Genomic DNA, 26,117 nt, shown 5'->3' with positions numbered 1-26,117 from the left:
AGCGAAAGTTTGGCTTATTTTTATAGGAGGAGTTATGAAAGGAATCTATATTCACATACCTTTTTGTGATTATAAGTGTAACTATTGTGATTTTTCAACAATGACTAAACAGTATCAAAGAGTTGATGAATACTTTGATTTATTACAAACAGAAATAAATATGTACAAGAATCCTAATGACAAAATAGATACCATTTATATAGGAGGAGGAACTCCAAATCTTGTCAATTCTAAATATATTGAAAAAACCTATAACTTAATAGATAACTGTTTTAACATACAATTAAAGGAATTTGCTATTGAATGCAATCCAGAGTTCGTCACAAAAGAAAAAATAGAAAACTATAAAAAAATTGGTATAGATAGAATATCATTAGGAGTTCAATCATTTAATGATCAGTACAACAAATTTTTAGGAAGAGGGCACAAGGTATCAGATGTTTTAAAGTCATTTGAAATAATTAGAGATTATATTGATAATATTTCAATTGATTTGATATTTGGATTTCCAAATCAAACTTTAGAATCTCTGGATAATGATCTTTATTATATCGAAAAACTCAACCCAAATCATGTTTCTCGGTATAACATGATATTAGAACCGGGAACAAAATTTTACAAAGAATATGATGACATAAATCGAAATGATGATAAAGAATACGATATGTATTTAAAGATTTGTAATGGTTTAGAAAAATACAAACATTACGAAATTTCTAATTTTGCAAAAGATAAATTTGAATCCATTCACAACAAGATTTACTGGAAAGACGAAAATTATTATGGATTTGGTTTATCTTCCTCCGGTTATTTAAATCAACACAGATACACAAATGAGTTTTTCTATCCAGATTATAAGAAAAAAATATTGAATAATGAAAAGCCTATTAGTTTTTCTGAAAAAATTGATTTAGAAAAAAGAGAATTTGAATTCATAATAACCAATATGAGATTAAAAGAAGGATTAGATTTAAAAGTATACCAAGATAAATTTGGAATAAATTTATATGCTAAGAACAAAAAATTAATTGATAACTGGATTAATAGAGGATTATTAACTTTAGATAATAATCATCTAAGCTTTACAAATCAAGGTTTTTTCGTGTCAAATAGTTTTTTCGTAGATATTTTAGTATAACACTTGACACAGTAGAAAACATAGTGTATAATTTTATTATCACTCAAGGTAATAGGTTGCTAACAAAAAAGAGGTGAGGTCTTGAATGAAAATTTAACACAAAGAAAATTTAATATCTTACTCGCGACTATAGACAATTATATAAAGACTGCTCAGCCAATTGGATCTCGAGTTTTATCTAAGAATTATAATATAGGATTCAGTCCAGCTACTATTAGAAATGAGATGAGCGATTTAGGAGATTTGGGATATTTAGTACAATCTCATATTTCATCAGGAAGAATTCCATCTCAAAAAGCTTTCAGATTGTATGTGGATTATATCCTAGACAAACTCTATAAAACTGACGATTCTAGTTCTTCATTAATGTCTATAAGAAAACCCTATGAAAGAATTGTTGAACCGGAGAAATTAATTAAATCTTCTTCTCAATTCATTTCTGAGATAACTCAGTATCCTGTGATTTCTATGTTAAAAAAATCAGATAGGATGCATTTATCTCACATAGAGTTACTTCCAATTAGCGAATATAATTATGTTTTATTAACGTTATATGATTCTGGTGATTTAAATCATACTGTGATTTCATCAGAACAAGTCATAGAACAAAATGAATTAATTAAGATTAATTTTCTATTGAAGAAACTTTTTTTAGGGAAAAATCTAAATGAAGTTTATGATAATTTAGACGAATTTTCTTCAAAATATAAATATAATGATCTTTTTAAAGGTGCAATTACCGATATTATTGAAAATGAAAAAGATAAGTTATCTTCAATGTATGTATCTGTTGAAGGTTTATCAAATATTTTCAAATATAGTGAATATAGTGACTTAGACAAAGTCAAAAGCATAATAGAATACCTTGAAGACAAAGACAAAATAGTGAATATTTTGAATTCTTCAGATAATTTCTTGGACATTAAAGTAGGAAATGAAAATAATGAACAATCACTTGTTGAAAACACAATCATTAAGAGTTCTTATTTCTTCAATAAAAATAACATAGGTGTTATAGCTATTGTTGCTCCTATGAGAATGAATTATGAGCTTTCGATAGAAGCTATGTTTAAATTATCTAGAAGAATTAATGGATTAATTATTAGGGGGGATTATTATGAAAGATAATGAAGAAAATTTGAAACAAAGTCAATCTTCTGAAGAGTTAAAAAACGAAGATCAAAACTTGGAAAAAGAAGATTTAAATAAAAATGAAAATGAGTCAATAAAAGAAGAAGTTGATAAGGATAATGATGAAGTTGTAAATACTGAAATAGAGGATTTAAAAGACTCTTTAAAAAGATTACAAGCGGATTTTATTAATTATAAGAATAGAACAAATAGAGAGAGACAACAGTCTATTGAATTAGCCAATGAGTCTTTGATTTTGAAAATTCTACCTATAATAGATGATTTAGATAGAGCTATCGATAGTAAGGAAGAAAAAGACGAGTTTTCTAGTGGTGTTGAATTAATTAGAGACAACCTTCTACTATCACTAAAAGATTTCGGGTTGGAAGAAGTAGATTGTTCAGATAAATTTGATCCAAATTACCATCATGCAGTTATTACTGAAGATAGTGATAAGGGTTCAGATATGATATTAGAAGTATTCCAAAAAGGTTACATTTTAAATAAGAAATGCATTAGACCAGCTATGGTCAAAGTTAGTAAATAAGAATTTTAAATATAGATAAAAATCTAAAAGGAGGATTTTATAATGAGTAAAGTAATAGGTATTGATTTAGGTACAACAAATTCAGCAGTAGCAGTTATGGAAGGTGGAGAATCAGTCATAGTTCCTAACTCAGAAGGTAATAGAACTACTCCATCAATCGTAGCATTCACTAAAGATGGTGAAAGATTAGTTGGTGAAACAGCAAAAAGACAAGCAATCACAAACCCAGACAGAACAATCACATCAATTAAAAGAGAAATGGGTACTGAATACAAAGTAAACATTGATGGTAAAGATTATTCTCCAGAAGAAATTTCAGCAATGATTTTGCAAAAATTAAAAGCCGACACTGAAAGTTATTTAGGAGAAGAAGTTACAGAAGCAGTAATTACTGTCCCAGCTTACTTTACAGACTCTCAAAGACAAGCAACAAAAAATGCTGGTAAGATTGCTGGATTAAACGTAAAAAGAATTATCAACGAACCAACAGCAGCTGCATTAGCTTATGGTATTGATAAAGAAACTGATCAACACAAAGTTATGGTTTATGACTTAGGTGGTGGTACATTCGACGTTTCAATCCTTGAAGTTGGAGATGGCGTATTCGAAGTATTAGCTACACGTGGTAACAACAGACTAGGTGGAGATGATTTTGACGAAAAATTATTAAACTATCTTGCAGATGAATTCATGAAACAAAATGGTGTAGATTTAAGAAAAGATGCTACTTCAAAACAAAGACTTAAAGATGCAGCAGAAAACGCTAAGAAAGAATTATCTACAAGAGTTTCTACTAATGTTAACTTACCATTTATTTCTGCAGTAAATGGAACACCAGTTCACTTAAACATGGATATCACAAGATCCAAATTTGATGAATTAACATCTGACTTAGTTGAAGAGTCTTTAAAACCAGTAAGACAAGCACTAGAAGATGCTGGATTAAGTCACAATGATATAGAAAAAGTATTATTAGTTGGTGGTTCTACAAGAATTCCAGCTGTTCAAGAAGCTGTAAAAAAATTAATAGGTAAAAATCCACAAAAAGATATTAACCCAGATGAATGTGTTGCTATTGGTGCAGCATTACAAGGTGGTGTTTTAACTGGTGAAGTAAAAGACTTATTGTTACTTGATGTTACACCTCTATCATTAGGTATCGAAACTTTAGGTGGAGTATGTACAAAATTAATCGAAAGAAACACTACAATTCCAACTAAAAAATCTCAAGTCTTTACTACAGCAGCCGATGGTCAAACATCCGTAGAAATCAAAGTTCTTCAAGGTGAAAGAGAAATGGCAGCTGACAATACTTTGTTAGGACAATTCAACTTAACTGAAATTCCAGCAGCCCCAAGAGGAGTACCTCAAATTGAAGTAACATTTGATATTGACGCGAATGGTATTGTAAACGTAAGTGCTAAAGATTTAGGATCAGGAAAACAACAAGCTATGACAATTACTTCTTCAACTAAAATGAGCGATGAAGAAATCAAGAGGAAAGTTGACGAAGCAAGTAAGTATGCTGAAGAAGATAAAAATAAAAAAGAAACTATTGAAACAAAGAATAACGCTGAATCTGTAATTTACCAAGTTGAAAAGACAATAAAAGACTTAGGCGACAAAGTTTCGGAATCTGAAAAATCTGATATCAATTCAAAAGTAGAAGCTTTAAAATCAATCCTAGACTCAGGAGATAACAACGATATTAAAGCAAAAACAGATGAATTAACTCAAGAAATGTACAAATTAAGTTCTAAACTATATGAAAACACAGCTCAACAATCAGGAGCTACACAAGAATCTAAAAAAGATGATGATGTTGTAGATGCTGATTATGAAGTTGTTGATGACGACGAAAATAAATAATAACTAAAAAATCTTAAAAAGGGGTAAAATTCTTACCCCTTGATTTTTTTGTATCTTTTAGTAAAATAGAAAAGTCAGTAGATTAGGATGGTGAATAATGAAAAATTTGTACGAAATACTTGAGGTTAATGAAAACGCAACTCAAGAAGAAATAAAAAAATCATATAGAAAATTAGCGAAAAAATATCATCCAGATATAAACAGTGGTGATCCTGAAGCTGAAAATAAATTTAAAGAAATTAACGGAGCATATGAGGTTTTAGGCGATAAAGAAAAAAGAAAAAAATATGATATGTACGGAGATAGAATATTTGATCAAGGATCAGGTGGAGGATTTTCAGATATCGGTGATATTTTTGGTGATTTTTTCGGTGATATATTTGGTGGTTTTAGTTCTAGATCATATTCTAGAAATCCAAATGCCCCTAGAAAAGGCTCTAATATTCAAGTCGAACTGGAAATAGATTTTGAAGATTCAATTAACGGTACCAAAAAAGAAATTTCTTATAAGAAAAAGGTAAAATGTCATGTTTGTAATGGAGATGGAGCAAAGCCAGGAACAGAAAAGAGAAAATGTGATAAATGTAACGGTACTGGGATCATAAACGATACTAAAAGGACACCTTTTGGAATTTTTACACAACAATCTGAATGCGATAAATGTCATGGAGAAGGCTATGTAATCGATGAAAAATGTGAAAATTGTAAAGGTAAAGGATACGAAGTTCAAAGAAAAACAATAAACATTACTATACCTAAAGGAATAAACAATGGAGCTATCATGAGTGTAAAGGGCGAAGGTAATGATGGCGAAAATAATGGTAGTCCAGGCGATTTATATGTTATCATAAAGATTAGAGAACATGAATTTTTCAGAAGAATTAATAATGATATTGTCTTTGATATGCCTATCACATATGCTCAGGCTGTGCTTGGTTCTAAAATTGAAGTTCCAACTTTAGATGGCGTAGAAGAATTTGAGCTTCCAGAAGGAACTCAACCAAATACAACATTTAAGCTTAAATCAAAGGGAGTTCCATATTTAAATTCTAATACAAGAGGAGACATATTATTTACTGTTAAGATCATTGTTCCTAAAAAAATAAATAAAGATCAAAAAGAAAAATTGATTGAATTTTCAGAAAGTATGAATCAAGAATTAAATGTAAATGAAAAGAAATCAATATTTGATAAAATAAAGGATATGTTTGAATAATGGAAAAATGGCTAAGCTTTGATATTAAATGTCCAAAAGGATATGACGAAATCATAAGTTCTATACTATACGATTTAGGAATCGAAAATTTACAAATAGATGATTATCAAGATGTTTTAGATTTTAAGAAAGATCAACCTTACTGGGTGGTAATAGACGACGAAGATTTTACACCACATGATAATATCATCATTAAAGCTTTTTACGAAGATGATAAAGTAAGTTACGAAGAAATTGAAGCAAAAATTAATGAATTCTCTATCAATAACAAGATAGATGTTCAAATTAGTAAAAACAAAGAAATTGAAGATATGGACTGGGCTAATGAATGGAAAAAGTATTACGAACCATTTTATATTGGCAATATTCTTATAAAACCTAGCTGGATTAAAATAGATGAAACTGATCACACTGTGTTAGAAATTAATCCAGGAATGGCATTTGGTACAGGACTCCACGAAACAACAAACTTATGCATTGAACAACTTCAACAGCTGCAACTAGATAATAAGAGTGTTTTAGACATTGGTTGTGGATCAGGAATACTTTCTGTAGCTTCTTCAAAATTAGGTGCTAAAGAAGTTTTTGCTACAGATATTGACCCATTAGCTATCGAAGCAACATTAGATAATGCGCAACTGAATAAAATATCTAATATCAAAGCTGTAGAAGGCTCTCTATTAGATAAAGTTGATAAAAAATACGATGTAGTAATAGCTAATATTTTATTAAACGTGTTAGACATTTTAATTCCAGATTTACCAAAAGCATTAGAAAAAGATGGAGTTTTTATTTGCTCAGGATTAATCAATTCACAAAGAGATAACATTATAAATATTTTAGAAAAAAATAACCTTGAAATTGTAGAAATTTCTGAAAAAGGTGAATGGATTAGCGTAATAAGTAGGTTCAAAAATGTATAGGACTTTTCGTAATCCCGAAGATAAGATAGATGATAAAATTATTATAAAAGGCGAAGATTATAATCATATCAAAAATTCTTTAAGGCTTACAAAAGGTGATTTGATTCATCAAGTAATTGGAGATACAACTTTTGTAACTGAGATTGAAGATATTACTCCCGATGAAATAATTTGTAAAATAATAGATGAAGATAACATTCAATATGAATCTCCTTTGAACATTACTTTGTATCAATGTATCCTTAAATCAGATAAAAATGAGTATATCATTCAAAAAGCCACTGAATTGGGAGTAAACAGAATCGTATTTGTAGAAACAGAACGAACTGTTGTCAAATTAGACGAAAAAAAGTGGATTAAGAAAAAGAATAGATTTGAAAAAATAGCACTAGAATCTTCGAAACAGTCAAAGAGAACATTTATCCCTGAAATTGAAGGACTAATTAATATCAATAAAATTTCAACTCAAAATAATTTTTTAAATTTAGTATTCTATGAAAATGAAACTGAAAGTTTCCAATCTTTGTTAACTAATTCAAATAACAAAGATATTAATATTTTCATTGGCCCAGAAGGCGGATTATCTGAAGAAAATTTACAAGTTTTAAAGTCAAAAGGATTTAAATCAGTTTCATTGGGAAACAGAATTTTACGCGCAGATACAGCTCCAATTTGTGCTTTGAGTATTATTCAATATGAATTAGGAGATATAAAATAATGAAAAAAGTAAAATTTTCAACATTAGGTTGTAAAGTTAATCAATACGAAACAGAGGCTATGGCTGAATTATTTGTAAAAAATGGTTATGAAATTACTGAAGACTATAATTGCGATGTTTTTGTGCTTAATACATGTACCGTTACAAATTTGTCCGATAGAAAAAGTCGACAACAAATATCTAAGATTAGATCTGAAAACAGTGATGCAATAATTGCTGTAGTAGGTTGTTACTCTCAAGTTAGTCCTGATGAAATAGAAAATATTGAAGGTGTAAATGTAATACTCGGAACAAAATACCGAAAAGAAATCGTAGAATTATGTGAACTAGCACAATCATCTAATAAAATTATAAACAAGGTAGAAAGTATAGGTAAAAATAGAGAATTTGAAGAATTAACTATAAATACAGAACATTCTATGACAAGATCTTATATTAAAATTCAAGAAGGTTGTAGTCAATTTTGTTCGTACTGTATAATTCCTTACGCGAGAGGACCCATACGTTCTAGAAATATTAGAGATATTGTTTTAGAAGCAAAAAGATTATCAGATAATGGTTTCAAAGAAATAGTACTGACAGGTATCCATGTAGCATCATACGGAAAAGACTTAGATAATAATGATATTGGTTTGATTGATGTAATAGAAGATATCGGACAAATTGATAAAATAAAGAGAATAAGATTGAGCTCATTAGAGCCAAGAATTGTAGACAAGCAATTTTTAGATAGATTAAGTAAAGTAGAACAATTTTGTGATCATTTCCATCTATCGTTGCAAAGCGGTTCTGATTCAATACTTGAATCTATGAATAGAAAATATGATACAGATTTGTATGAGAAAACTATCAATTTAATAAGAGAATATTATCCAAATGCTGCTATTACTACAGATATAATAGTTGGTTTTCCTGGAGAAACTGATGAAGACTTCGAACAAACATTGAGTTTCGTTGATAAGATTCAATTTTCAAAAATACATGTGTTTAAATATTCTAACAGAAAAGGCACTGTAGCAAGTAAAATGAAAAATCAAGTATCCGGAGTTGTAAAAAAAGAGAGAAGTAAACTACTAATAGAAAAATCAAAATATTATACAGACAAATTTTTAGATAATATGTTAAATCAACCAATAAAAGTATTGTTTGAATCAAAAAATGATGATGGATATATTAAAGGATATACAACAAATTATATAAGAGTAAAAAGAGAATATAATCCAAATCTTTCCAATAAAATAATAGACGTCGTATGCAATAGAAGAGAAAATGAAGAACTTGTGTGTGAATAATTGAAAAGTTAAATATTTTTTGGTATAATAACACCGGAGGCGAGTCATGGACTGTGTATTTTGTAAAATAGTTAATGGAGAAATACCTTCTAAAAAAATATATGAGGATGATTTGGTATACGCTTTTCACGACATCAATCCTGTTACTCCAGTACATTTTTTAGTTATTCCTAAAGAACATATTTCTGGTGCTAATGATATTGATGAATCAAATTCACAAATAGTTGCTCATATATTTGAAGTAATTGCAAAACTAGCAAAAGAGTTCGATGTTGATAAGTCTGGCTATAGAATAGTAAATAACTGTGGAGAAGATGGTGGACAAACAGTACATCACATGCATTTTCACGTGTTAGGCAAGAAAAAACTTAGCTGGCCATAAAAATATTGTTATTTTATTAGAATTGTGTTATACTATTTTGGTATAAATTCTGCTCTTTTGTGAGCATTCTTGCAATAAAGAGGGGAGGGAAACCATGTCAGAAATTAAAGTAGGAGAAAACGAATCATTAGATAATGCTATAAAAAGATTTAAAAGACAATGTGCTAGATCTGGAGTTTTATCTGAATATAGAAAAAGAGAACATTATGAAAAGCCTAGCGTAAAGAAAAAGAAAAAATCTGAAGCAGCTAAAAGAAAAAAAAGAAATTTCTAATGAAATTGATATTTAATCAAAGATTCCTTATAGGAATCTTTTTTTATTGCTTTGTTTAGTGTATAATTGTGTTATAAAGATATTTAGGAGGTGTTATCGTTTTCTATGGATATATTTTCTAATCATATTCTAAGTATGATTTTTTTAGCAGTAACATTTATTTGTATAACACTGCTTATGTTATCAAACAAGAAGATTAAATACGGTGTACTGACTGCTGTTTTTTCTGTTCTATTTATTTTGTCTTATTATAATCACGGTGATATCAACATAGTAGGGATATTAGTATTTTTAATAGGGCTCTTATTCGTTGGATTAGAACTAATAGTTCCAGGTGGTTTTATTGCTGGAATTGTGGGTGTCTTATCAATGATTGTAGGAATAAGCATGATCATTAATAATCTGTACCTAGCATTTTTAACAGTAGCTATTGCTATAACAATTGATGTTTTGTTTATATTAGTATTTTTAAGTAAAGATTTTGACTCAAGTAAATTCAATAAATTTGTTTTAAAAGAAACTAATTCAAAATCATTTACTCAGTCATCAAAAAAATACTTGAACAAAAAAGGAATTACTATAACACCTTTAAGACCGAGCGGCAAAATCGAAATAGATGGTGATTATATTGACGCTATTACTAGGGGAGATTTTATTCCAAAAGGTTGCGAGGTTGTTGTTAGTGAAATAAAAGATTTTAAAATAATAGTAAGGAGAGTGTAAAATGCCATTTGAAATTCCATTTTTAGTACCTATATTAATAGTTATTTTGCTATTAGTATTCTTTTCGTTAGTTCCTGTAGGTTTATGGGTTACTGCTCAGTTTTCAGGAGTCCACGTTAAAATCTCACAATTAATTGGTATGAGATTACGTAGAGTTATTCCAAAAAACATTATAAATCCACTTATTAAAGCAACAAAAGCAGGATTAAATCTAACTACTAATCAACTTGAAGCACATTATTTAGCAGGTGGGAATGTAAATACTTTAGTAAATGCATTAATCGCCGCTCAAAGAGCAGATATTGAGTTAGAGTTTGAGAGAGCAGCAGCTATTGATTTAGCTGGTAGAAATGTTTTAGAAGCAGTACAAGTTTCTGTTAACCCAAAAGTAATTGAAACTCCAAACATTGCTGCAGTAGCAATGAACGGTATTGAAGTTATAGTTAAAGCAAAAGTTACTGTTAGGGCAAATATTGAAAGATTAATTGGTGGTGCCGGAGAAGAAACTATAATAGCTAGAGTTGGTGAAGGTATTGTAACTACTGTAGGTTCATCAGAATCTCATACATCTGTGCTTGAAAATCCAGATTCAATCTCAAAAACTGTATTGAACAAAGGATTGGATTCAGGAACTGCATTCGAAATACTTTCGATTGATATTGCAGATGTTGATGTAGGAAGAAATATCGGAGCAAAACTACAAACAGATCAAGCAGAAGCTGACAAACGAATTGCTCAAGCTAAAGCAGAAGAAAGAAGAGCTATGGCTGTTGCAAAAGAACAAGAAATGATAGCAGAAGTTCGTTCAATGAGAGCGAAAGTAGTTGAAAGTGAATCAAAGGTTCCTCTAGCTATCGCTAAAGCTTTAGAATCTGGTAATTTGGGAGTCTTGGATTATTATAATATGAAAAATATTATAAGTGATACTGAGATGAGACAAGCTATTTCTGGAAATAGCGAAAAAATTAAAGAGGATGATAAGTAATGTTTTCTTTTCTATCTCTTGTAATTACGATAATAATTGTAAAGTTTTTTGCTAACTATTTTATTCACATGAGTAGTTCAAGACGTTATCAAAAAAACTTTAACCGTAAGAACTATCGTAAGAAAAAGACATTAGAAGATTTAAGAAAAGATAAATCAAATACGAAATTATCTTCTAATAAATCAAACAATTCTCAATACAATCAAAATAATATCGATAATTTTGAGCAAACTAATAATAGAAAAGAAAATCAAAAATTAATTGATAAAGATTTTTTCGAAGAAAAAAACGACGAATTAGAACTTATTAGAGTTGAGATTAATGATGAATTTAAACATAAAGATGAATTAAAAAAAGCTATCATTATTAAAGAAATAATTGATAAGCCTTTGTCTTTAAGAAATAGAAGATAGTTTGATTATTATGATTAATTATGATACAATATGTTTAGAATAAATTGTGGCTAAGAGTGGGAAATCCCACTCTTCTTTATTTAAATAATTTACGAAAAGGAGATATATGAATAAGAAATATCTTAGGGAACTTATGAATAATGACCTCAGTCCTTTAATTGAAGATACCGGAATAGACTTTTATGATGTAGAATATTCAAATCAAAATGGAAAAAATATTTTGACTTTTTACATTGAAAAGGACGAAGGTCTAATATCAATTGATGATTGTGAGTTAATAAATAATAGAATAACTGACAAACTAGACGAAATAGATCCTATTTCAGATCCCTATTATTTAGAAATTGCATCAGTAGATATAACTACACCATTCACTAGAGATAAAGATTTCAAAAAAAATTTAGGGAATGTTGTAATAGTAAATTTATATCAAAAATTAGATAGTAAGAAAGAGTTCAAAGGTATTTTAAAAGATTTCAATGATCAAGAAATATCTTTGGAATTAGAAAAAAATCAAATTAAAATTGAAAGGAGTAATATATCATCGATTAAGCTTTCATTATTCGATTGATAGTAATATATGAACAATGATTTTATAAAGGCTCTTGATGAATTAGAAAAATCAAAAAAAATACCAAGAGAAGTTGTTTTCGATGCTTTAGAAAAAGCATTGATTAAAAGCTATGAGAAAAATTTTGATTATCAAGACCATGAAAACGAAGAAAGTTCTGTAGAAGTTAACATAAATAGAGACAACGGTAAGGTGAATTTATATGCAATCAAAACTGTTGTTGAAAATGTTGAAGACAAAAATACTGAAATAAGTTTAGAAGAAGCTAAGACTATTAAACGTAAATACGATTTAGGTGATAAAGTGAAAATTGAAATAACACCTAAAAACTTCGGAAGAATAGCTGCTCAAACTGCTAGAAATATTGTTATTCAAAAGCTAAAAGATGCAGAACGTGATAATATTTATAACGAATTTATTGACAGAGAAAAAGAAATAATCACCGGAACAGTTCAACGTGTTGAACGTGGAATTGTCTATATAGATTTGGGTAGAGTAGAAGGTATAATACCAGTTTCAGAACAAATAAAATCTGAAGAATATACCCCTAACAAGAGATTAAAACTTTTTATTAAAGAGGTCAAAAACACTACAAAAGGAGCTCAAATAATATTATCAAGGACAGACAATTCTCTAATAAAAAGATTATTTGAATTAGAAGTTCCGGAAATAAATGATGGAACTGTTGAGATCTTTAGCGTTGCAAGAGAACCTGGCTCAAGGACTAAGATCGCGGTATTCAGTAATGATGAAAATGTTGATCCAGTTGGCTCATGTGTAGGTTTCAGTGGAACCAGAGTTAAGTCTATTGTGGATGAGTTGAATGGCGAAAAACTTGATATTGTTATATGGTCAAAAGATATTAAGACTTTCATATCTAATAGTTTAAGTCCATCTGAAGTAATAGCTACATTCATTGACGAAGCTCAAAAAATATGCCGTGTAATTGTTTCAGAAGATCAATTGTCTCTAGCTATAGGAAAAGAAGGACAAAACGCTAGACTTGCAGCTAAGTTAACTAACTGGAAAATAGACATCAAAGGACTTAACCAATACCTAGAATCTTATGAAGATGGAAGCTTGTCTGTTGAATTCGATGGAGAAGTAGATTTTCTAGAATCTAATGGTATTGAAGTTAGAGATGAAGATAAAGACAAAGTATTTGATAAAATTAAATATCATGAATCAGATGATATAGAAGAAATTGAAGATATTGAGGATACTGAAGACAATAATTCTTTAGATTCCGAAAACACTGAAATTGCAGAAGATTCTGAAAATTAAATGTATTTAAGTTTTGGAGTATTAAATGAAAACTAAAAAGATTCCTTTAAGAAAATGTGTTGTTTGTGGTGAAAATAAGCCAAAGGAAGAACTAATAAGAGTTGTTTTTAATAAAGATGACGGAGTTTCCGTAGATTTGACAAACAAGAAAAATGGCAGAGGAGCTTATTTATGCAAGGATATAAAATGCATAAACAAGGCAAAGAAAAACAGAAGACTAAGTCAGGTTTTAAAAACAGATGTAGACGCACTTATATATGAGGAGTTAATTAACCATGTAGAAGATTAATCAAAAGGAGGTCTTTGTATGGAAAAGATAAGAGTATACGAATTGGCAAAACAATTAAATGTTTCAACAAAAGACTTAATGAACAAATTAAAAGAAAACAAAATTGAAGTTAAAAGTCACATGTCAACATTAGATAAAGACCAAATATCAAAAGTTAAATCTTTTTATGAAAAACCAAAAAAAGTTCAAAATAATCAAAAGAACAGTAATTCAAAAAAAGAAAATAAACAAGTTGTAAATAAAAACTCAAATGAAAAGCTAGAAAATAAATCACATACAGAAACGAATAAACAAGATAATAATTCTAAAAAAAGATTTAAACCAAAGCATCCAAGAAATAAAGATGATGAATCTGTATCTCATTTCGATAAGATAAAACACAAAAACAAATCTGAAATGAATGAAAAACATGATTCTAACGATAAGAAGAATAAGAATTTTAAAAATAACAAAAACAAAAATTCTAACAATAATAAAAATAATAGAAATAACAAGAACAATAGAAATAATAAAAATAATAATCAAAATAAAAAAGAAGAAGTTATCAAGAATGAGCCAAAAGAACCTAAGAAATTTATTATTCAACCTACAATCACAGTAAAAGATTTATCTGAAAAAATAAGTGTATCTATTAGTGAATTAATAATGAAACTAATGGAATTAGGTATAATGGCAAATCAAAACCAAGAAATTGATTTTGATACTGCAAGTTTAGTAGCTGGTGAATTCAATGTTATCGTTGAACAAGATGAAGTCGAAGATTTTGATGACGATGACGTGTTTAACCTAGATTTTGAAGATAAGGATGAGGATTTAAAAGAAAGACCACCAGTCATCACTGTAATGGGACACGTTGACCACGGTAAAACATCTATACTTGACAGAATTAGAAATTCTAGAGTAGCTGGTAGAGAAGCCGGAGGAATTACACAACATATTGGTGCGTATACTATTAGAGTTAACGACAAAAAAATAGTATTCTTAGATACACCAGGTCACGAAGCTTTTACAGCAATGAGAAGCAGAGGAGCACAAGTAACAGATGTTTCAATATTGGTAGTTGCTGCAGATGATGGTGTAATGCCTCAAACGGTGGAAGCTATAAATCACTCAAAAGCTGCTGGCGTTCCAATAATTGTAGCTGTTAATAAAATAGATAAAGAAAATGCTAATATCGAAAGAGTAAAAACTGAATTAGCTGAAAATGGATTGGTGCCTGAAGACTGGGGTGGAGATACAGTTTTAGTTCCAGTTTCTGCTAGAACTGGTGAAGGTATTGATGAATTACTTGAAATGATTTTAATGGTTGCTGAAATGGAAGAGTTAAAAGCTAATCCAAATAGACTTGCTGTAGGTACAGTAATTGAAGCACAATTAGACAAGGGAAGAGGTCCAACTGCTACAATTTTAGTTCAAAAGGGTACTTTAAAACATTCTGATATGGTATTTAGTGGACAAGCAAGCGGTCGTATTAGAGCTATGTTTAATGATCAAGGTAAGCAAGTTAAAAAAGCAGGTCCTTCAACACCAGTATTGATTTTGGGCTTAAACGAAGTGCCTGAAGCCGGCGATATGATATATGCTGTAAAAGATGAAAAAGAAGCTAGAAATTATGCTCAAAAAATAAAAGATCATAACCGTGAAGAACAAATCAAGTCTTCATCAACTATGAACTTAGACGAATTATTTGGAAAAATTTCAGACGGAGAAACTAAAGATCTTAATATCATAATAAAGACTGATGTTAAAGGTACGATTGACGCCATTAAACAATCATTAATCAAATTAAGCAACGATGAAGTAAAAGTTAATATTATTCATGGTGCAGTAGGTGGTATTACTGAATCTGATGTTAACTTAGCATCTGCATCAAGTGCGATAATAATCGGATTTAATGTAAGACCAACTCAAGTGGCTTTGGATATGGCTAAAAATGAATCTATAGAAATAAGAACTTATAGAGTTATATATGATGCTATAGAAGATGTAAAAAATGCAATCACTGGTATGTTAAAACCACAATATCAAGAGGAAGTTTTAGGTAGAGCTACTGTTAGAGATACTTTCAAAGTTCCAGGAGTAGGTACTGTTGCCGGAGTATATGTAAACACAGGAAAAGTAACTAGAAATGCTGTGGTTCGTTTATTAAGGGATGAAATATTAATTTTTGAAGGTCCTATTTCTTCATTGAAGAGATATAAAGACGATGTTAAAGAATTGACTCAAGGTTATGAAGGCGGAATGGGCTTAGAAAATTATAATGACATTAAACCAGGAGATGTACTGGAAGCATATGTACTAAACGAAGTACAAAGATAGGAGAATTATGAATATTAAAAGAGTAAGAAGAATTTCATCAGAAATCAAAAAAGTTATTTCAAGTTCTATAATTAATTCACTAAAAGATCCTAGAATTGACAAACTAAATGTTTCTGTTACCGACGTAAAAGTAACAAATGATTTGAGTTTTGCTACAGTATATATAGCTGTAATAGGCGATGATGAAAAGAAAAAACAAACTCTTGAAGGATTAAACAAAGCAAAAGGATTCTTAAAAAAACAAATTGGTGAAAGTGTAGATTTAAGACATGTACCACAACTGATTTTCAAAATTGATGAAACAAGTGAGCAAAGTATGCATATTGAAAATCTAATAAAATCAATTCATGAGGAAAACTATAATGAAGATTAATGATGAAATCTTGAAATTTAAAGAGCAATTGAATGAAGCAAGTTCAATTGCTCTAATTTCTCACTTAGACCCAGATGGTGATAACTTAGGTTCATTAACTGCTTTATCAAAAAGTTTACTCAATTTAGGAAAAAAAGTTTATCCTATTGAGTTTGACAAAATTCCTGAAAATTTAAAATTTTTGCCAAATTTGGATTTGCTATCAGAAAATACAGATATTAATATTGATATGATAATATGCTTAGATTGTGCTAATTATGAGAGATTAGGTAATATTGATGAATTATTTAATAAAGCAAGATACAGAATAAACATTGACCATCATCAAAGTAATGAGTTTTACGGTGACGTCAACATTGTTAAAAAAGGTTATAGCTCAACTTGCGAATTAGTATTTGATGTAATAACCGAAGCAAATCTACCAATTGATGAAGAAATTTCGATGTCACTATTAACCGGAATATCAACTGACACTGGAAGATTTTTATATTCTGCTACAACTGCTGATACATTAGCTAAAGCTTCTAAATTAGTTGAATATGGTGCAGACATGATGAAAATCAATGAATTAATTTATCAATCAAAAAAATTTGAAGCACAACTTTTAGAAAATGAAATCTTATCTAAGACTGAAATTTATAATGATCATGTTGCAATTGGTTTTGTAATGACAAATCAATTAAATAAGTATAATGTTGAAATTTCAGATATTGATAGTGTAATTAATACTTTCAGAGATACTGACAAAATCAAAATATCAGTATTAATTAAACAACAAACTGAAAATGAATACAAGGTTAGTTTCAGAAGCAAAGGAAATATTGATGTAGGATCAATTGCCAAAAATCTTGGTGGAGGCGGTCATAAGAATGCTGCTGCCACTAAAATTACCGGTGATTATGACGCAGTGTTAAATAAAATTAAAGAAGAAATTGATAGCTATGGATTGCGTAATTAATGTTTTTAAGGAAAAAGGATATACCTCTCAGGATGTTGTTTCTATATGTAAAGGAATTTTAAAAACTAAGAAGATTGGACATGCTGGTACTCTAGATCCTGATGCTACCGGAGTTTTGTTATTAGGCGTTGGAAAAGGAACTAAAATAACAGAATATCTAATGGAATATGGTAAAACATATATATTTGAAATGTGTTTTGGAACAAGTACAGATACTCTTGATTTATCCGGTAATGTCACAGGTTTTTCAGAGAAAACATACGATAAAGAAAAATTAAAGGAAATTTTAGATGATTTAAATGGTAAAACCATTGAACAAGTACCTCCTATGTATTCCGCAGTTAAGGTAAATGGAAAAAAACTTTATGAATACGCAAGAGAAAACAAGGAAATTAAGAGAAAATCCAGAAAAATTACAATCTATAATATAGAACCATTATATCTTCTAGAAAATTCTTGTATAATCAAAGTTAAATGTTCTAAGGGAACGTATATTAGAGTTTTGATTGAAGATATTGCTAAAAAATTGGATAGATTAGCATATATGAAATCTCTTATCAGAGTAAATTCTGGAGGTTTCGACATAAAAGATTCAGTAAAAATAGAGTCGCTTAGAAAATGTAACATTGAAGATGTATCATTTTCAGTCTACGAAAGTTTGACAGAAATGAAATCTATCGAACTTGATGATAATTTATATAAAAAAATAACCAATGGTGTTAAAATAAATATAAACCATGAAAACATTGATAATATTAAAGTAGTTTGTAATAATAAATTTATTGGAATTGGTAGTATTGAAGATAATATTTTAAAAATGAATAAGGTATTTGATATATGCAAATAATTGATTTAGACAAAGATAACGTAAAAATTAATATTGATGCTATTACTTTAGGAAATTTTGATGGATTGCATTTAGCACATCAAAAACTTATAAATAAATGTGTTAGCTTAGGTAAATCAGGAGTTATTATATTTAAGTCACATACTTCAGAAATTTTAGAAGATGATAAGTTTAAAAACATATTAATAACGGACGATAAAATCAATCTATTAAAAAGAATGAATGTAGATTACTGTTTAATAAAGTCATTTGATAAAGCTTTTTTATCCTTGAAGCCTGAAGAGTTTTTAGATTATGTGAAGGAACATACTAATTTCAAAAATTTAGTTGTTGGCAAAGATTTCAAATTTGGCATTAATGCATCTGGTAATGTATCTACTTTAGAAAATTACCAAAAAGTTTTTAATTATAAACTCTATATTATAGATGACCAATTTATTAATGGTGTCCCTATTAGATCGACAACCATACGCAAATTTTTAATAAATGGAGAAATTGAAAATGCTAATTCAATGCTTTATAGACCATTTAGTATTAATGGAGTTGTAATTGACGGGAAACATAGAGGGAGAAATTTAGGTTATCCTACTGCTAATTTGGAATGTAAAGAATATATTATACCAGCAGCAGGAGTTTATTATACTAACGTTATTTATGATAACAAATTATACAAAGGTATAACATCAATAGGAGAAAATCTAACATACGATGAACATGATGTTAAAATTGAAACTCATATATTAGATTTTAAAGGTGATTTGTATGGAAAAGAATTAACGTTAGTATTCATAAAAAAAATAAGAGATAATGTAAAATTTAATTCTGAAATTGAACTTATCAATAAATTAAAAAGCGATTATAATTTTGCAAAAAACCAAGATTTAGATTTACAATTACAAGATTATATGATAATATAAATAAGTACTACTGTTACATTGATATTCGAAACCTCAACGATATCGCTGTAATGGTGAATATTAAATTTATGGAGGAAATTATGTACAACAAAGAAATCAAAGAAGAAATAATCAAAGAATACCAAACAAAAGAAGGAGACACTGGTTCTCCAGAAGTTCAAGTAGCTTTATTGACTTACAGAATAAACTACTTAACTGAACATTTAAAGTCTCATAAGAATGATCACCATTCAAGAAGAGGTCTTTTCAAAATGATCGGTAAAAGAAGAAATCTTCTTAACTATCTTAGCAATAAAGACATTGAAAGATACCGTGATTTAATTAAAAGATTAAACATTAGAAGATAATTTAAAGAGCGGGTTTTTCCGCTCTTTTTATTTATAAGGAGAATATATGATAAAAAAATACGAATATGATTTATGCGGTAAAAAAATAGAAGTTACGATTGGAAAAGTTGCTGAACAAGCTAATGGAGCATGTTTAATTCAATCTGGAGAAACTGTACTTCTAGTTACTGCTGTAGGATCAAAAGAGCCACGTGAAGGAGTTGATTTCTTCCCATTAACATGTGATTTTGAAGAAAAACTTTATTCTGTCGGAAAAATTCCAGGAGGATTTATTAAACGTGAAGGTAGACCTAGTGAAAAGGCTACATTAACTGCTAGATTAATAGATAGACCACTAAGACCATTATTCCCAGAAGGATATCATAATGATGTGCAAGTTATAGCTACTGCACTTTCTGTGGATCAAGACAATACTCCTGATATTTTAGCTATGATAGGCTCATCTATAGCATTGAGCATTTCAGATATTCCTTTCTTAGGACCTACTGGTTCTGTAGCCGTAGGAATGATCGATGGTGAATTTATTATTAATCCTACACAAGAACAAAGAGATAAATCAGATCTTGAATTAACTGTTGCTGGTACTAAAGATGCTATTATGATGGTAGAAGCAGGATGCAATAATATTACTGAACAGCAAGTTTTAAAAGCTATACTTAGAGCACATGAAGAAATCAAAAAAATATGTGAATTTATTGAGTCAATTCAAAAAGAATGTGGTAAGCCAAAACAAGAATTCATACAGCCAGAAAAAAATGTAGAGTTAGATGAAGAAGTTAAATCATTCTGCATTGAAGATTTGAAGAAAATTACAGTTAATGAAGATAAATTAGATAGAGAAGATCACATTAATACTCTAAAAAGAAGCGTAGTGGATCATTTTGTTGAAAAATATGATGAAAGTATAGCTTCAAAAGTTTCTACTATATACGATGATTTAGAAAAGTCAGAAGTAAGACGTTTAATATTAGAAGATCATATCAGACCCGATAATAGAAAACTTGATCAAATTAGAGAAATAACTTGTGATGTAGATATCTTACCTAGACCACATGGTTCAGGTTTGTTTAAAAGAGGTCAAACTCAAGTTTTATCTGTTACAACTTTGGGAACTCCTTCTGATGCACAAGTACTAGATGGACTAATTGAACAAGAAGATAAAAGATATATGCATCAATACAACTTCCCACCTTACTCTGTTGGGGATGCAAGACCTTTAAGAAGTCCAGGTAGACGTGAAATTGGTCACGGTGCTTTAGCTGAAAGAGCGCTATTACCTGTAATTCCATCAGAAGAAGAATTCCCTTACACAATAAGAGTAGTATCTGAAGTTTTAAGTTCAAACGGTTCTAGTTCTCAAGCATCTGTATGCGGTTCAACTCTTAGTTTACTAGATGCAGGTGTTCCGATAAAAGAACCTGTTGCAGGTATTGCCATGGGATTGATTAAGAAAGATGATAATGTTGTAATTCTTTCCGATATTCAAGGTTTGGAAGATCACTTAGGAGATATGGATTTTAAAGTTGCAGGTACAAAAGATGGTATAACTGCATTGCAAATGGATATTAAAATTACAGGAATTTCTGAAGAAATATTAACTGAAGCTTTAGAAAGAGCTAGAGTTGGTAGACTTCATATATTATCGTTAATGAACGAATGTATCAGTGAACCAAATAAAGAAATTTCAAAGTATGCTCCTAGAATTATGGTAATTAATATTGCACCTGAAAAAGTAAGAGAAGTTATTGGACCAGGTGGAAAAGTCATAAACAAAATTATTGATGAAACCGGCGTTAAAATAGATACTGAAGATGATGGTAAAATTACAGTAGCTGGTGAAAACACTGAAAGTGCACAAAGAGCTATAGATATGATTAAAGAAATAGTTAGAGAACCAGAAATTGGTGAAAAATATTTAGGAAGAGTTACTAAGATTATGAATTTTGGTGCTTTTGTTGAAATATTACCTGGAAAAGAAGGTCTTCTTCACATTTCTAATATAGCTCATGAAAGAACTAATAAAGTTGAAGATGTTTTAAAAGAAAACGATGAAATTATGGTAAAACTTATGGATATAGATGACCAAGGTAAGATGACATTATCCAGAAAAGCTCTTTTACCAAAACCAGAAAGAAAAGAAAAAAAGAATTTTGATAAAAAATCTGAAGATCAAAATACAGAAGATAAATAATTAATAGTTGAGTAATTTAATTACTCAACTATATTTTTGAAAGGGGACATTATGAAAGTTAAACTAATTAATAAATCTAATAACCCTCTACCAAAATATTCAACAATTGGATCTAGTGGTATGGATTTGAGAGCTTATACTGAAAATGATATAACTTTAAAACCACTTGAAAGAACTCTTATACCTACTGGAATTTATATTGCAATTCCAGAAGGTTATGAGGTTCAAATCAGACCAAGAAGTGGTTTGAGTATTAAGCATGGAATAACTCTGATAAATTGCGTTGGTACTATAGACAGTGATTATAGAGGAGAATTAAAAATTCCAGTAGTCAATTTGTCGAATGAAGAATATACAATTTCATCAGGGGATAGAATTTGTCAAATGATACTACAAAAATACGAAAATATTGAATTCGAAGAAGTTGAAGTATTAGATGCTACAGATAGAAATGATGGCGGATTTGGCCATACAGGCTACTAATTATGGCTAGAAATACTAAATCACGAAATAAAACTAAATCAAAATCTAATAGCAAAAAAAATGCTAACTCTTCGAAAAAATTAATAATTATCTTAGTGTTAATTATTTCACTTATATTCATGGCTAGTAGTAGAGTTGGTATTTTGGGAATTATTGTAAAAAATATATATTTCAGTACTTTTGGCATCTTTTCATATGTTTTTATATCATTAGGTATACTGTATACTATATCTACGATTTCTGATATAAACCATGGAGATAAACTAAGAAAAATTACTTATATATTGGCTGTTTCTTCAATTTTCGTAATGAGTTTAATTAATATATCAAACTATCCAAATCTTAATATTAATCAAAGGATTGATTTGAATTTAAATTTAGCGAATGAATATAGTGGTATAGGTGTAATAGGAGCTATTATAGCATCAATACTAAACATGGCTATAGGCTACATCGGTTTATATGTTGCACTTGTTTTTTGTTCTTTGTTTTTAATAGCAATAATAATGAATTTAACTTTAAAAGAATTATTTCAAAAATTTTTCGCTTTTGTTAAAAAGACATTTGTAGATATAAAAACAAAAAATGAACAAAACAAACAAAATAAAAGCATCGAAAAATCGCGTGAGATTAAGCAAAATAAACCTACAAAAGAAAGAATTTCTAAAAATTCAATTATTAAAGAGAAATCTGATTTGAAGAAATCAATAGATTCTGAACCCCCAAAACCAAAGCTCAATGATTATAAATCTAATGAAAAAGAATCTGGAGAACAACTATCTGTTATAGATTTTGGTGAATTTTCTGGACAAAGTAATTATACTTTTCCTCCATTAGAGCTTTTGAAAAATGCGGAATACATGGAAGACAATGATGATTCTGTATTACAAAAAGCAAAGATGATTGAAGAAACTCTAAAAAACTTTTCAATAGATGCGACTGTTGTTCAAATTGATAGAGGTCCTACTGTTACTTGCTACGAATTAGAGCCTAAAGCAGGTGTCAAAGTTTCAAGGATAGTTAATCTAGCAGATGACTTATCACTTTCACTGGCTACTAGTGGAATTAGAATTCAAGCTCCAATTCCTGGCAAATCTGTAGTGGGAATTGAAGTAGAAAATGATGTTAAAAATTCTGTAATGTTAAAAGAGATTTTAATGTCTGACAATTTTGTAAAAGAAAAATCGTTAATGCCAATAGCATTAGGAAAAGATATCTCTGGAAAATGTATTGTAACTTCTGTAGATAAAATGCCTCATTTACTTATAGCAGGAGCTACAGGTAGTGGTAAATCCGTTTGTATCAATACAATAATCATGAGTATTTTGTATAAGTCAAATCCAAATGATGTAAAACTTATATTGATTGACCCAAAAGTTGTAGAATTGAGCATATATAACAATATTCCACATCTTGCTATTCCAGTTGTTACGGATCCTAAAAAAGCAAGCGCCGCTTTAAATTGGGCTGTAAGAGAGATGGAAAGAAGATATCAAATATTTTCAGAAAATCACGTTCGAGATATCAAAGCGTATAATAAGAAAAATAAAAATGATGAACTTGAAAAACTACCTTATATTGTTATTATAATAGATGAATTAAGTGATTTAATGATGGTCTCAGCAAATGATGTTGAAGATGCTATTTGCAGACTAGCACAAATGGCTAGAGCATGTGGTATCCATCTAATCATTGCAACTCAAAGACCAACAGTGGATGTTATTACTGGTACAATAAAAGCAAATGTACCGTCTAGAATTTCTTTTGCTGTTAGTAGCCAAATAGATTCTAGAACTATTCTAGATCAATCTGGTGCAGAAAAGCTTATAGGAAGAGGAGATATGTTATTCTTCCCATCATCAATGGCAAAACCTAGTAGAGTTCAAGGCGCTTTTATTTCTGATGAAGAAGTAGACAATGTAGTTAAATTTTTAATAAATAAAAATGAAACAAATTATAAAGAAGAAATCATAGAAGATATAGATAAATCAGAGAGTATTGATCTTGAAGATGACGATACAGATATTTTATTTACAGATGCTGTAGAAATTATTTTGAACGAGGATTCTGCATCGATTTCTTTATTACAAAGAAAATTAAAAATAGGGTATGCTAGAGCTGGAAGAATAATAGATCAAATGGAAGAAAAAGGTATTGTTGGTCCTAGTGAGGGAAGCAAACCTAGAAAAATTTTAATACCTAAAGATTATTTAGAAAGACGTGATTGAAATGAATATTGCAAATAAGTTCACAACATTAAGAGTTATATTAATACCATTTTTTGTAGCATCGTTATTGGTATTCAAAACAGACAATTATATACCTGCATTAATATTTATAATCTCTGCAATAACAGATTTTATTGATGGTCAACTCGCTAGAAGGAAAAATTTAGTTACTACATTTGGTAAGTTCATGGATCCATTAGCGGACAAAATGTTGAGTTGCAGTGCATTAATTGTCCTAGTACAACTAGGAAAAGTTCCTGCATGGAGCGTGGTTATAGTTGTATTAAGAGAACTTACTATTAGTGGATTCAGAATATTAGCTGCATCAAACGGAGTTACATTAGCAGCAAGCTATTGGGGAAAATCTAAAACTATGACTCAATTTATAGCTATTGTTCTAATTTTAATCAATACTGGTGATAAATTGGGATTTGCTTTAGACATGTACCTATATTATATTTCGATTGTATTAACTGTAATCAGCTTATGTGATTATATTTATAAGAATGTTAATGTTTTAGATTTAAAAAATATATAATTATTTTTTGGTTTGTGGTATAATAAATACAAGAACTTATGTTCTGTTTAATTTTTTAGGAGGTAGTCATGGATTTTGCTAATGGATCTGAAAAAGATCAAGCTTTAAGAGAAGCTTTTGCAAGCATTGAAAAACAATTCGGAAAAGGCTCTATAATGAAACTTGGAGATCATGTCCAAAAAGATATAGAAGCTATTCCTACTGGAGCTATAAACTTGGATGTTGCTTTAGGAATAGGTGGTCTGCCTAGAGGTAGAGTAATCGAAATTTATGGACCTGAATCTTCTGGTAAAACTACTTTAGCACTCCATGTAGTTGCTGAAGCACAAAAGATGGGTGGAACAGCAGCTTTTATAGATGCTGAACATGCATTAGATGCAATTTATGCCAAAAACTTAGGTGTTGATACAGATAATCTTATTATTTCACAACCAGATACAGGTGAACAAGCTTTAGGAATATGTGATTCTCTTGTGAGAAGTTCTGCTGTAGATATTATTATAATTGACTCTGTTGCAGCACTAGTTCCAAGAGCTGAAATAGAAGGAAATATGGGAGATAGCCACGTTGGTCTACAAGCAAGACTAATGTCTCAAGCTTTACGTAAACTAACAGGTGTTATTTCAAAAAGCAATTGTACAGTTATATTCATTAACCAACTTAGAGAAAAAGTTGGAATAATGTTTGGTAATCCTGAAGTTACAACGGGTGGTAGAGCTTTAAAATTCTATTCTTCAGTTAGAATTGAAATTAGAAGAGGAGAAGCTATCAGAAAAGGTGACGATATTGTTGGAAATCGTACTAAAGTTAAAATCGTCAAAAATAAAGTAGCACCTCCATTTAAACAAGTAGAATTCGACATTATGTACGGTGAAGGTATTTCTAAAATAGGTACAATATTAGATTTAGCCACTGACTGCAAAGTTGTAAAAAAAGCAGGTGCTTGGTACAGTTATGAAGAAGAAAAATTAGGACAAGGTCGAGAAAACTCTAAATTATTTTTAGAAGAAAATCCAAAAATACTAGAAGAAATTATCGATAAAACTTATGAATTTTATGGATTAAGATCGAAAGAGGATTCAGAGGCTATCAAAACAGAAAATAACGATAATATAAAAGACGAATCGAATAACGAAATAAGTGAGGATGAATTAGACTAGG

The 26,117-nt window shown here is 29.4% G+C and carries 27 protein-coding genes and 1 pseudogene; all 28 read left to right on the top strand.

Annotated elements, in window-relative coordinates; translation table 11 throughout:
• Positions 1-34: 34 nt before the first annotated feature.
• The 28 genes and pseudogenes from hemW (at position 35) to recA (ending at position 26,116) form a co-directional block, all read left to right on the top strand.
• Positions 35-1,138 (top strand): radical SAM family heme chaperone HemW, encoded by a 1,104-nt coding sequence (hemW, locus tag HMPREF0391_RS07645; RefSeq protein ID WP_035109514.1) that lies wholly within the window; start codon positions 35-37, stop codon positions 1,136-1,138.
• Positions 1,139-1,219: 81 nt separating this feature from the next.
• On the top strand, positions 1,220-2,266 hold the full coding sequence (hrcA, locus tag HMPREF0391_RS07640) for a heat-inducible transcriptional repressor HrcA (RefSeq protein WP_002836446.1): 1,047 nt from the start codon (positions 1,220-1,222) through the stop codon (positions 2,264-2,266).
• A complete protein-coding gene (locus HMPREF0391_RS07635) occupies positions 2,256-2,816 on the top strand; it encodes a nucleotide exchange factor GrpE (RefSeq protein ID WP_002836445.1) in 561 nt (186 codons plus the stop codon). Before hrcA ends, HMPREF0391_RS07635 begins: the two co-directional genes overlap by 11 nt.
• A 42-nt stretch (positions 2,817-2,858) precedes the next feature.
• Positions 2,859-4,685, top strand: coding sequence for a molecular chaperone DnaK (dnaK, locus tag HMPREF0391_RS07630; protein ID WP_002836444.1), 1,827 nt, complete (start codon positions 2,859-2,861; stop codon positions 4,683-4,685).
• Between the two features lie 97 nt (positions 4,686-4,782).
• A complete protein-coding gene (gene dnaJ / locus HMPREF0391_RS07625) occupies positions 4,783-5,901 on the top strand; it encodes a molecular chaperone DnaJ (protein WP_002836443.1) in 1,119 nt (372 codons plus the stop codon).
• The gene (gene prmA / locus HMPREF0391_RS07620) at positions 5,901-6,824 is read left to right on the top strand and encodes a 50S ribosomal protein L11 methyltransferase (RefSeq protein WP_002836442.1); all 924 of its coding nucleotides are present in this window, start codon (positions 5,901-5,903) and stop codon (positions 6,822-6,824) included. Before dnaJ ends, prmA begins: the two co-directional genes overlap by 1 nt.
• Entirely contained in the window at positions 6,817-7,542 is a 726-nt protein-coding gene (locus HMPREF0391_RS07615) for an RsmE family RNA methyltransferase (protein ID WP_002836441.1), read from the top strand. The genes prmA and HMPREF0391_RS07615 overlap by 8 nt, the downstream gene beginning before the upstream one ends.
• On the top strand, positions 7,542-8,834 hold the full coding sequence (gene mtaB / locus HMPREF0391_RS07610; protein WP_002836440.1) for a tRNA (N(6)-L-threonylcarbamoyladenosine(37)-C(2))-methylthiotransferase MtaB: 1,293 nt from the start codon (positions 7,542-7,544) through the stop codon (positions 8,832-8,834). Before HMPREF0391_RS07615 ends, mtaB begins: the two co-directional genes overlap by 1 nt.
• A gap of 46 nt (positions 8,835-8,880) precedes the next feature.
• On the top strand, positions 8,881-9,216 hold the full coding sequence (locus tag HMPREF0391_RS07605; protein WP_002836439.1) for a histidine triad nucleotide-binding protein: 336 nt from the start codon (positions 8,881-8,883) through the stop codon (positions 9,214-9,216).
• Between the two features lie 94 nt (positions 9,217-9,310).
• Positions 9,311-9,490: a 30S ribosomal protein S21 gene (rpsU, locus tag HMPREF0391_RS07600; RefSeq protein WP_002836438.1), complete on the top strand. Its 180-nt coding sequence runs from the start codon at positions 9,311-9,313 to the stop codon at positions 9,488-9,490.
• A gap of 105 nt (positions 9,491-9,595) precedes the next feature.
• Entirely contained in the window at positions 9,596-10,213 is a 618-nt protein-coding gene (locus tag HMPREF0391_RS07595) for an NfeD family protein (RefSeq protein ID WP_002836437.1), read from the top strand.
• A 1-nt stretch (position 10,214) separates the two neighbouring features.
• Complete coding sequence (gene floA / locus HMPREF0391_RS07590) at positions 10,215-11,198, top strand: flotillin-like protein FloA (protein ID WP_002836436.1); 984 nt, start codon at positions 10,215-10,217, stop codon at positions 11,196-11,198.
• Positions 11,198-11,611: a hypothetical protein gene (locus tag HMPREF0391_RS07585; RefSeq protein WP_002836435.1), complete on the top strand. Its 414-nt coding sequence runs from the start codon at positions 11,198-11,200 to the stop codon at positions 11,609-11,611. Before floA ends, HMPREF0391_RS07585 begins: the two co-directional genes overlap by 1 nt.
• 106 nt (positions 11,612-11,717) lie before the next feature.
• Complete coding sequence (gene rimP / locus HMPREF0391_RS07580; RefSeq protein ID WP_002836434.1) at positions 11,718-12,182, top strand: ribosome maturation factor RimP; 465 nt, start codon at positions 11,718-11,720, stop codon at positions 12,180-12,182.
• A gap of 9 nt (positions 12,183-12,191) precedes the next feature.
• Positions 12,192-13,466 (top strand): transcription termination factor NusA, encoded by a 1,275-nt coding sequence (gene nusA, locus HMPREF0391_RS07575; RefSeq protein ID WP_002836432.1) that lies wholly within the window; start codon positions 12,192-12,194, stop codon positions 13,464-13,466.
• Positions 13,467-13,491: 25 nt separating this feature from the next.
• On the top strand, positions 13,492-13,755 hold the full coding sequence (gene rnpM / locus HMPREF0391_RS07570) for an RNase P modulator RnpM (RefSeq protein WP_002836430.1): 264 nt from the start codon (positions 13,492-13,494) through the stop codon (positions 13,753-13,755).
• 18 nt (positions 13,756-13,773) lie between these two features.
• Positions 13,774-13,902 (top strand): annotated as a pseudogene (locus HMPREF0391_RS09735) (translation initiation factor IF-2 N-terminal domain-containing protein); the annotation flags it as partial.
• Positions 13,903-14,334: 432 nt separating this feature from the next.
• The gene (gene infB, locus HMPREF0391_RS07565) at positions 14,335-16,074 is read left to right on the top strand and encodes a translation initiation factor IF-2 (protein ID WP_394370898.1); all 1,740 of its coding nucleotides are present in this window, start codon (positions 14,335-14,337) and stop codon (positions 16,072-16,074) included.
• A gap of 7 nt (positions 16,075-16,081) precedes the next feature.
• Positions 16,082-16,447, top strand: a complete 366-nt coding sequence (gene rbfA / locus HMPREF0391_RS07560; RefSeq protein ID WP_002836426.1) for a 30S ribosome-binding factor RbfA — start codon at positions 16,082-16,084, stop codon at positions 16,445-16,447.
• Positions 16,437-17,405 carry a DHH family phosphoesterase gene (locus HMPREF0391_RS07555; RefSeq protein ID WP_035109509.1) on the top strand — a complete coding sequence of 323 codons (969 nt, stop codon included), beginning with the start codon at positions 16,437-16,439 and terminating at the stop codon, positions 17,403-17,405. Before rbfA ends, HMPREF0391_RS07555 begins: the two co-directional genes overlap by 11 nt.
• Positions 17,389-18,252, top strand: a complete 864-nt coding sequence (gene truB, locus HMPREF0391_RS07550; protein WP_002836424.1) for a tRNA pseudouridine(55) synthase TruB — start codon at positions 17,389-17,391, stop codon at positions 18,250-18,252. Before HMPREF0391_RS07555 ends, truB begins: the two co-directional genes overlap by 17 nt.
• Entirely contained in the window at positions 18,243-19,169 is a 927-nt protein-coding gene (locus HMPREF0391_RS07545; protein WP_002836423.1) for a bifunctional riboflavin kinase/FAD synthetase, read from the top strand. Before truB ends, HMPREF0391_RS07545 begins: the two co-directional genes overlap by 10 nt.
• 80 nt (positions 19,170-19,249) lie before the next feature.
• The gene (gene rpsO / locus HMPREF0391_RS07540; RefSeq protein ID WP_002838220.1) at positions 19,250-19,516 is read left to right on the top strand and encodes a 30S ribosomal protein S15; all 267 of its coding nucleotides are present in this window, start codon (positions 19,250-19,252) and stop codon (positions 19,514-19,516) included.
• Between the two features lie 46 nt (positions 19,517-19,562).
• Complete coding sequence (locus HMPREF0391_RS07535; RefSeq protein ID WP_002836420.1) at positions 19,563-21,707, top strand: polyribonucleotide nucleotidyltransferase; 2,145 nt, start codon at positions 19,563-19,565, stop codon at positions 21,705-21,707.
• Positions 21,708-21,758: 51 nt separating this feature from the next.
• Positions 21,759-22,190 carry a dUTP diphosphatase gene (gene dut, locus HMPREF0391_RS07530; RefSeq protein ID WP_002836418.1) on the top strand — a complete coding sequence of 144 codons (432 nt, stop codon included), beginning with the start codon at positions 21,759-21,761 and terminating at the stop codon, positions 22,188-22,190.
• A gap of 2 nt (positions 22,191-22,192) precedes the next feature.
• Positions 22,193-24,418 (top strand): DNA translocase FtsK, encoded by a 2,226-nt coding sequence (locus HMPREF0391_RS07525; protein WP_002836416.1) that lies wholly within the window; start codon positions 22,193-22,195, stop codon positions 24,416-24,418.
• A 1-nt stretch (position 24,419) separates the two neighbouring features.
• Positions 24,420-24,956, top strand: a complete 537-nt coding sequence (gene pgsA, locus HMPREF0391_RS07520; protein ID WP_035109504.1) for a CDP-diacylglycerol--glycerol-3-phosphate 3-phosphatidyltransferase — start codon at positions 24,420-24,422, stop codon at positions 24,954-24,956.
• A 68-nt stretch (positions 24,957-25,024) separates the two neighbouring features.
• Positions 25,025-26,116: a recombinase RecA gene (recA, locus tag HMPREF0391_RS07515; RefSeq protein WP_002836414.1), complete on the top strand. Its 1,092-nt coding sequence runs from the start codon at positions 25,025-25,027 to the stop codon at positions 26,114-26,116.
• The last annotated feature ends 1 nt before the right edge of the window (position 26,117 follow it).

Source organism: Finegoldia magna ATCC 53516 (genome assembly GCF_000159695.1).
Taxonomy (GTDB): Bacteria; Bacillota; Clostridia; order Tissierellales; family Peptoniphilaceae; genus Finegoldia; species Finegoldia magna_F.
This window is presented reverse-complemented; position numbering and strand designations above follow the sequence as displayed.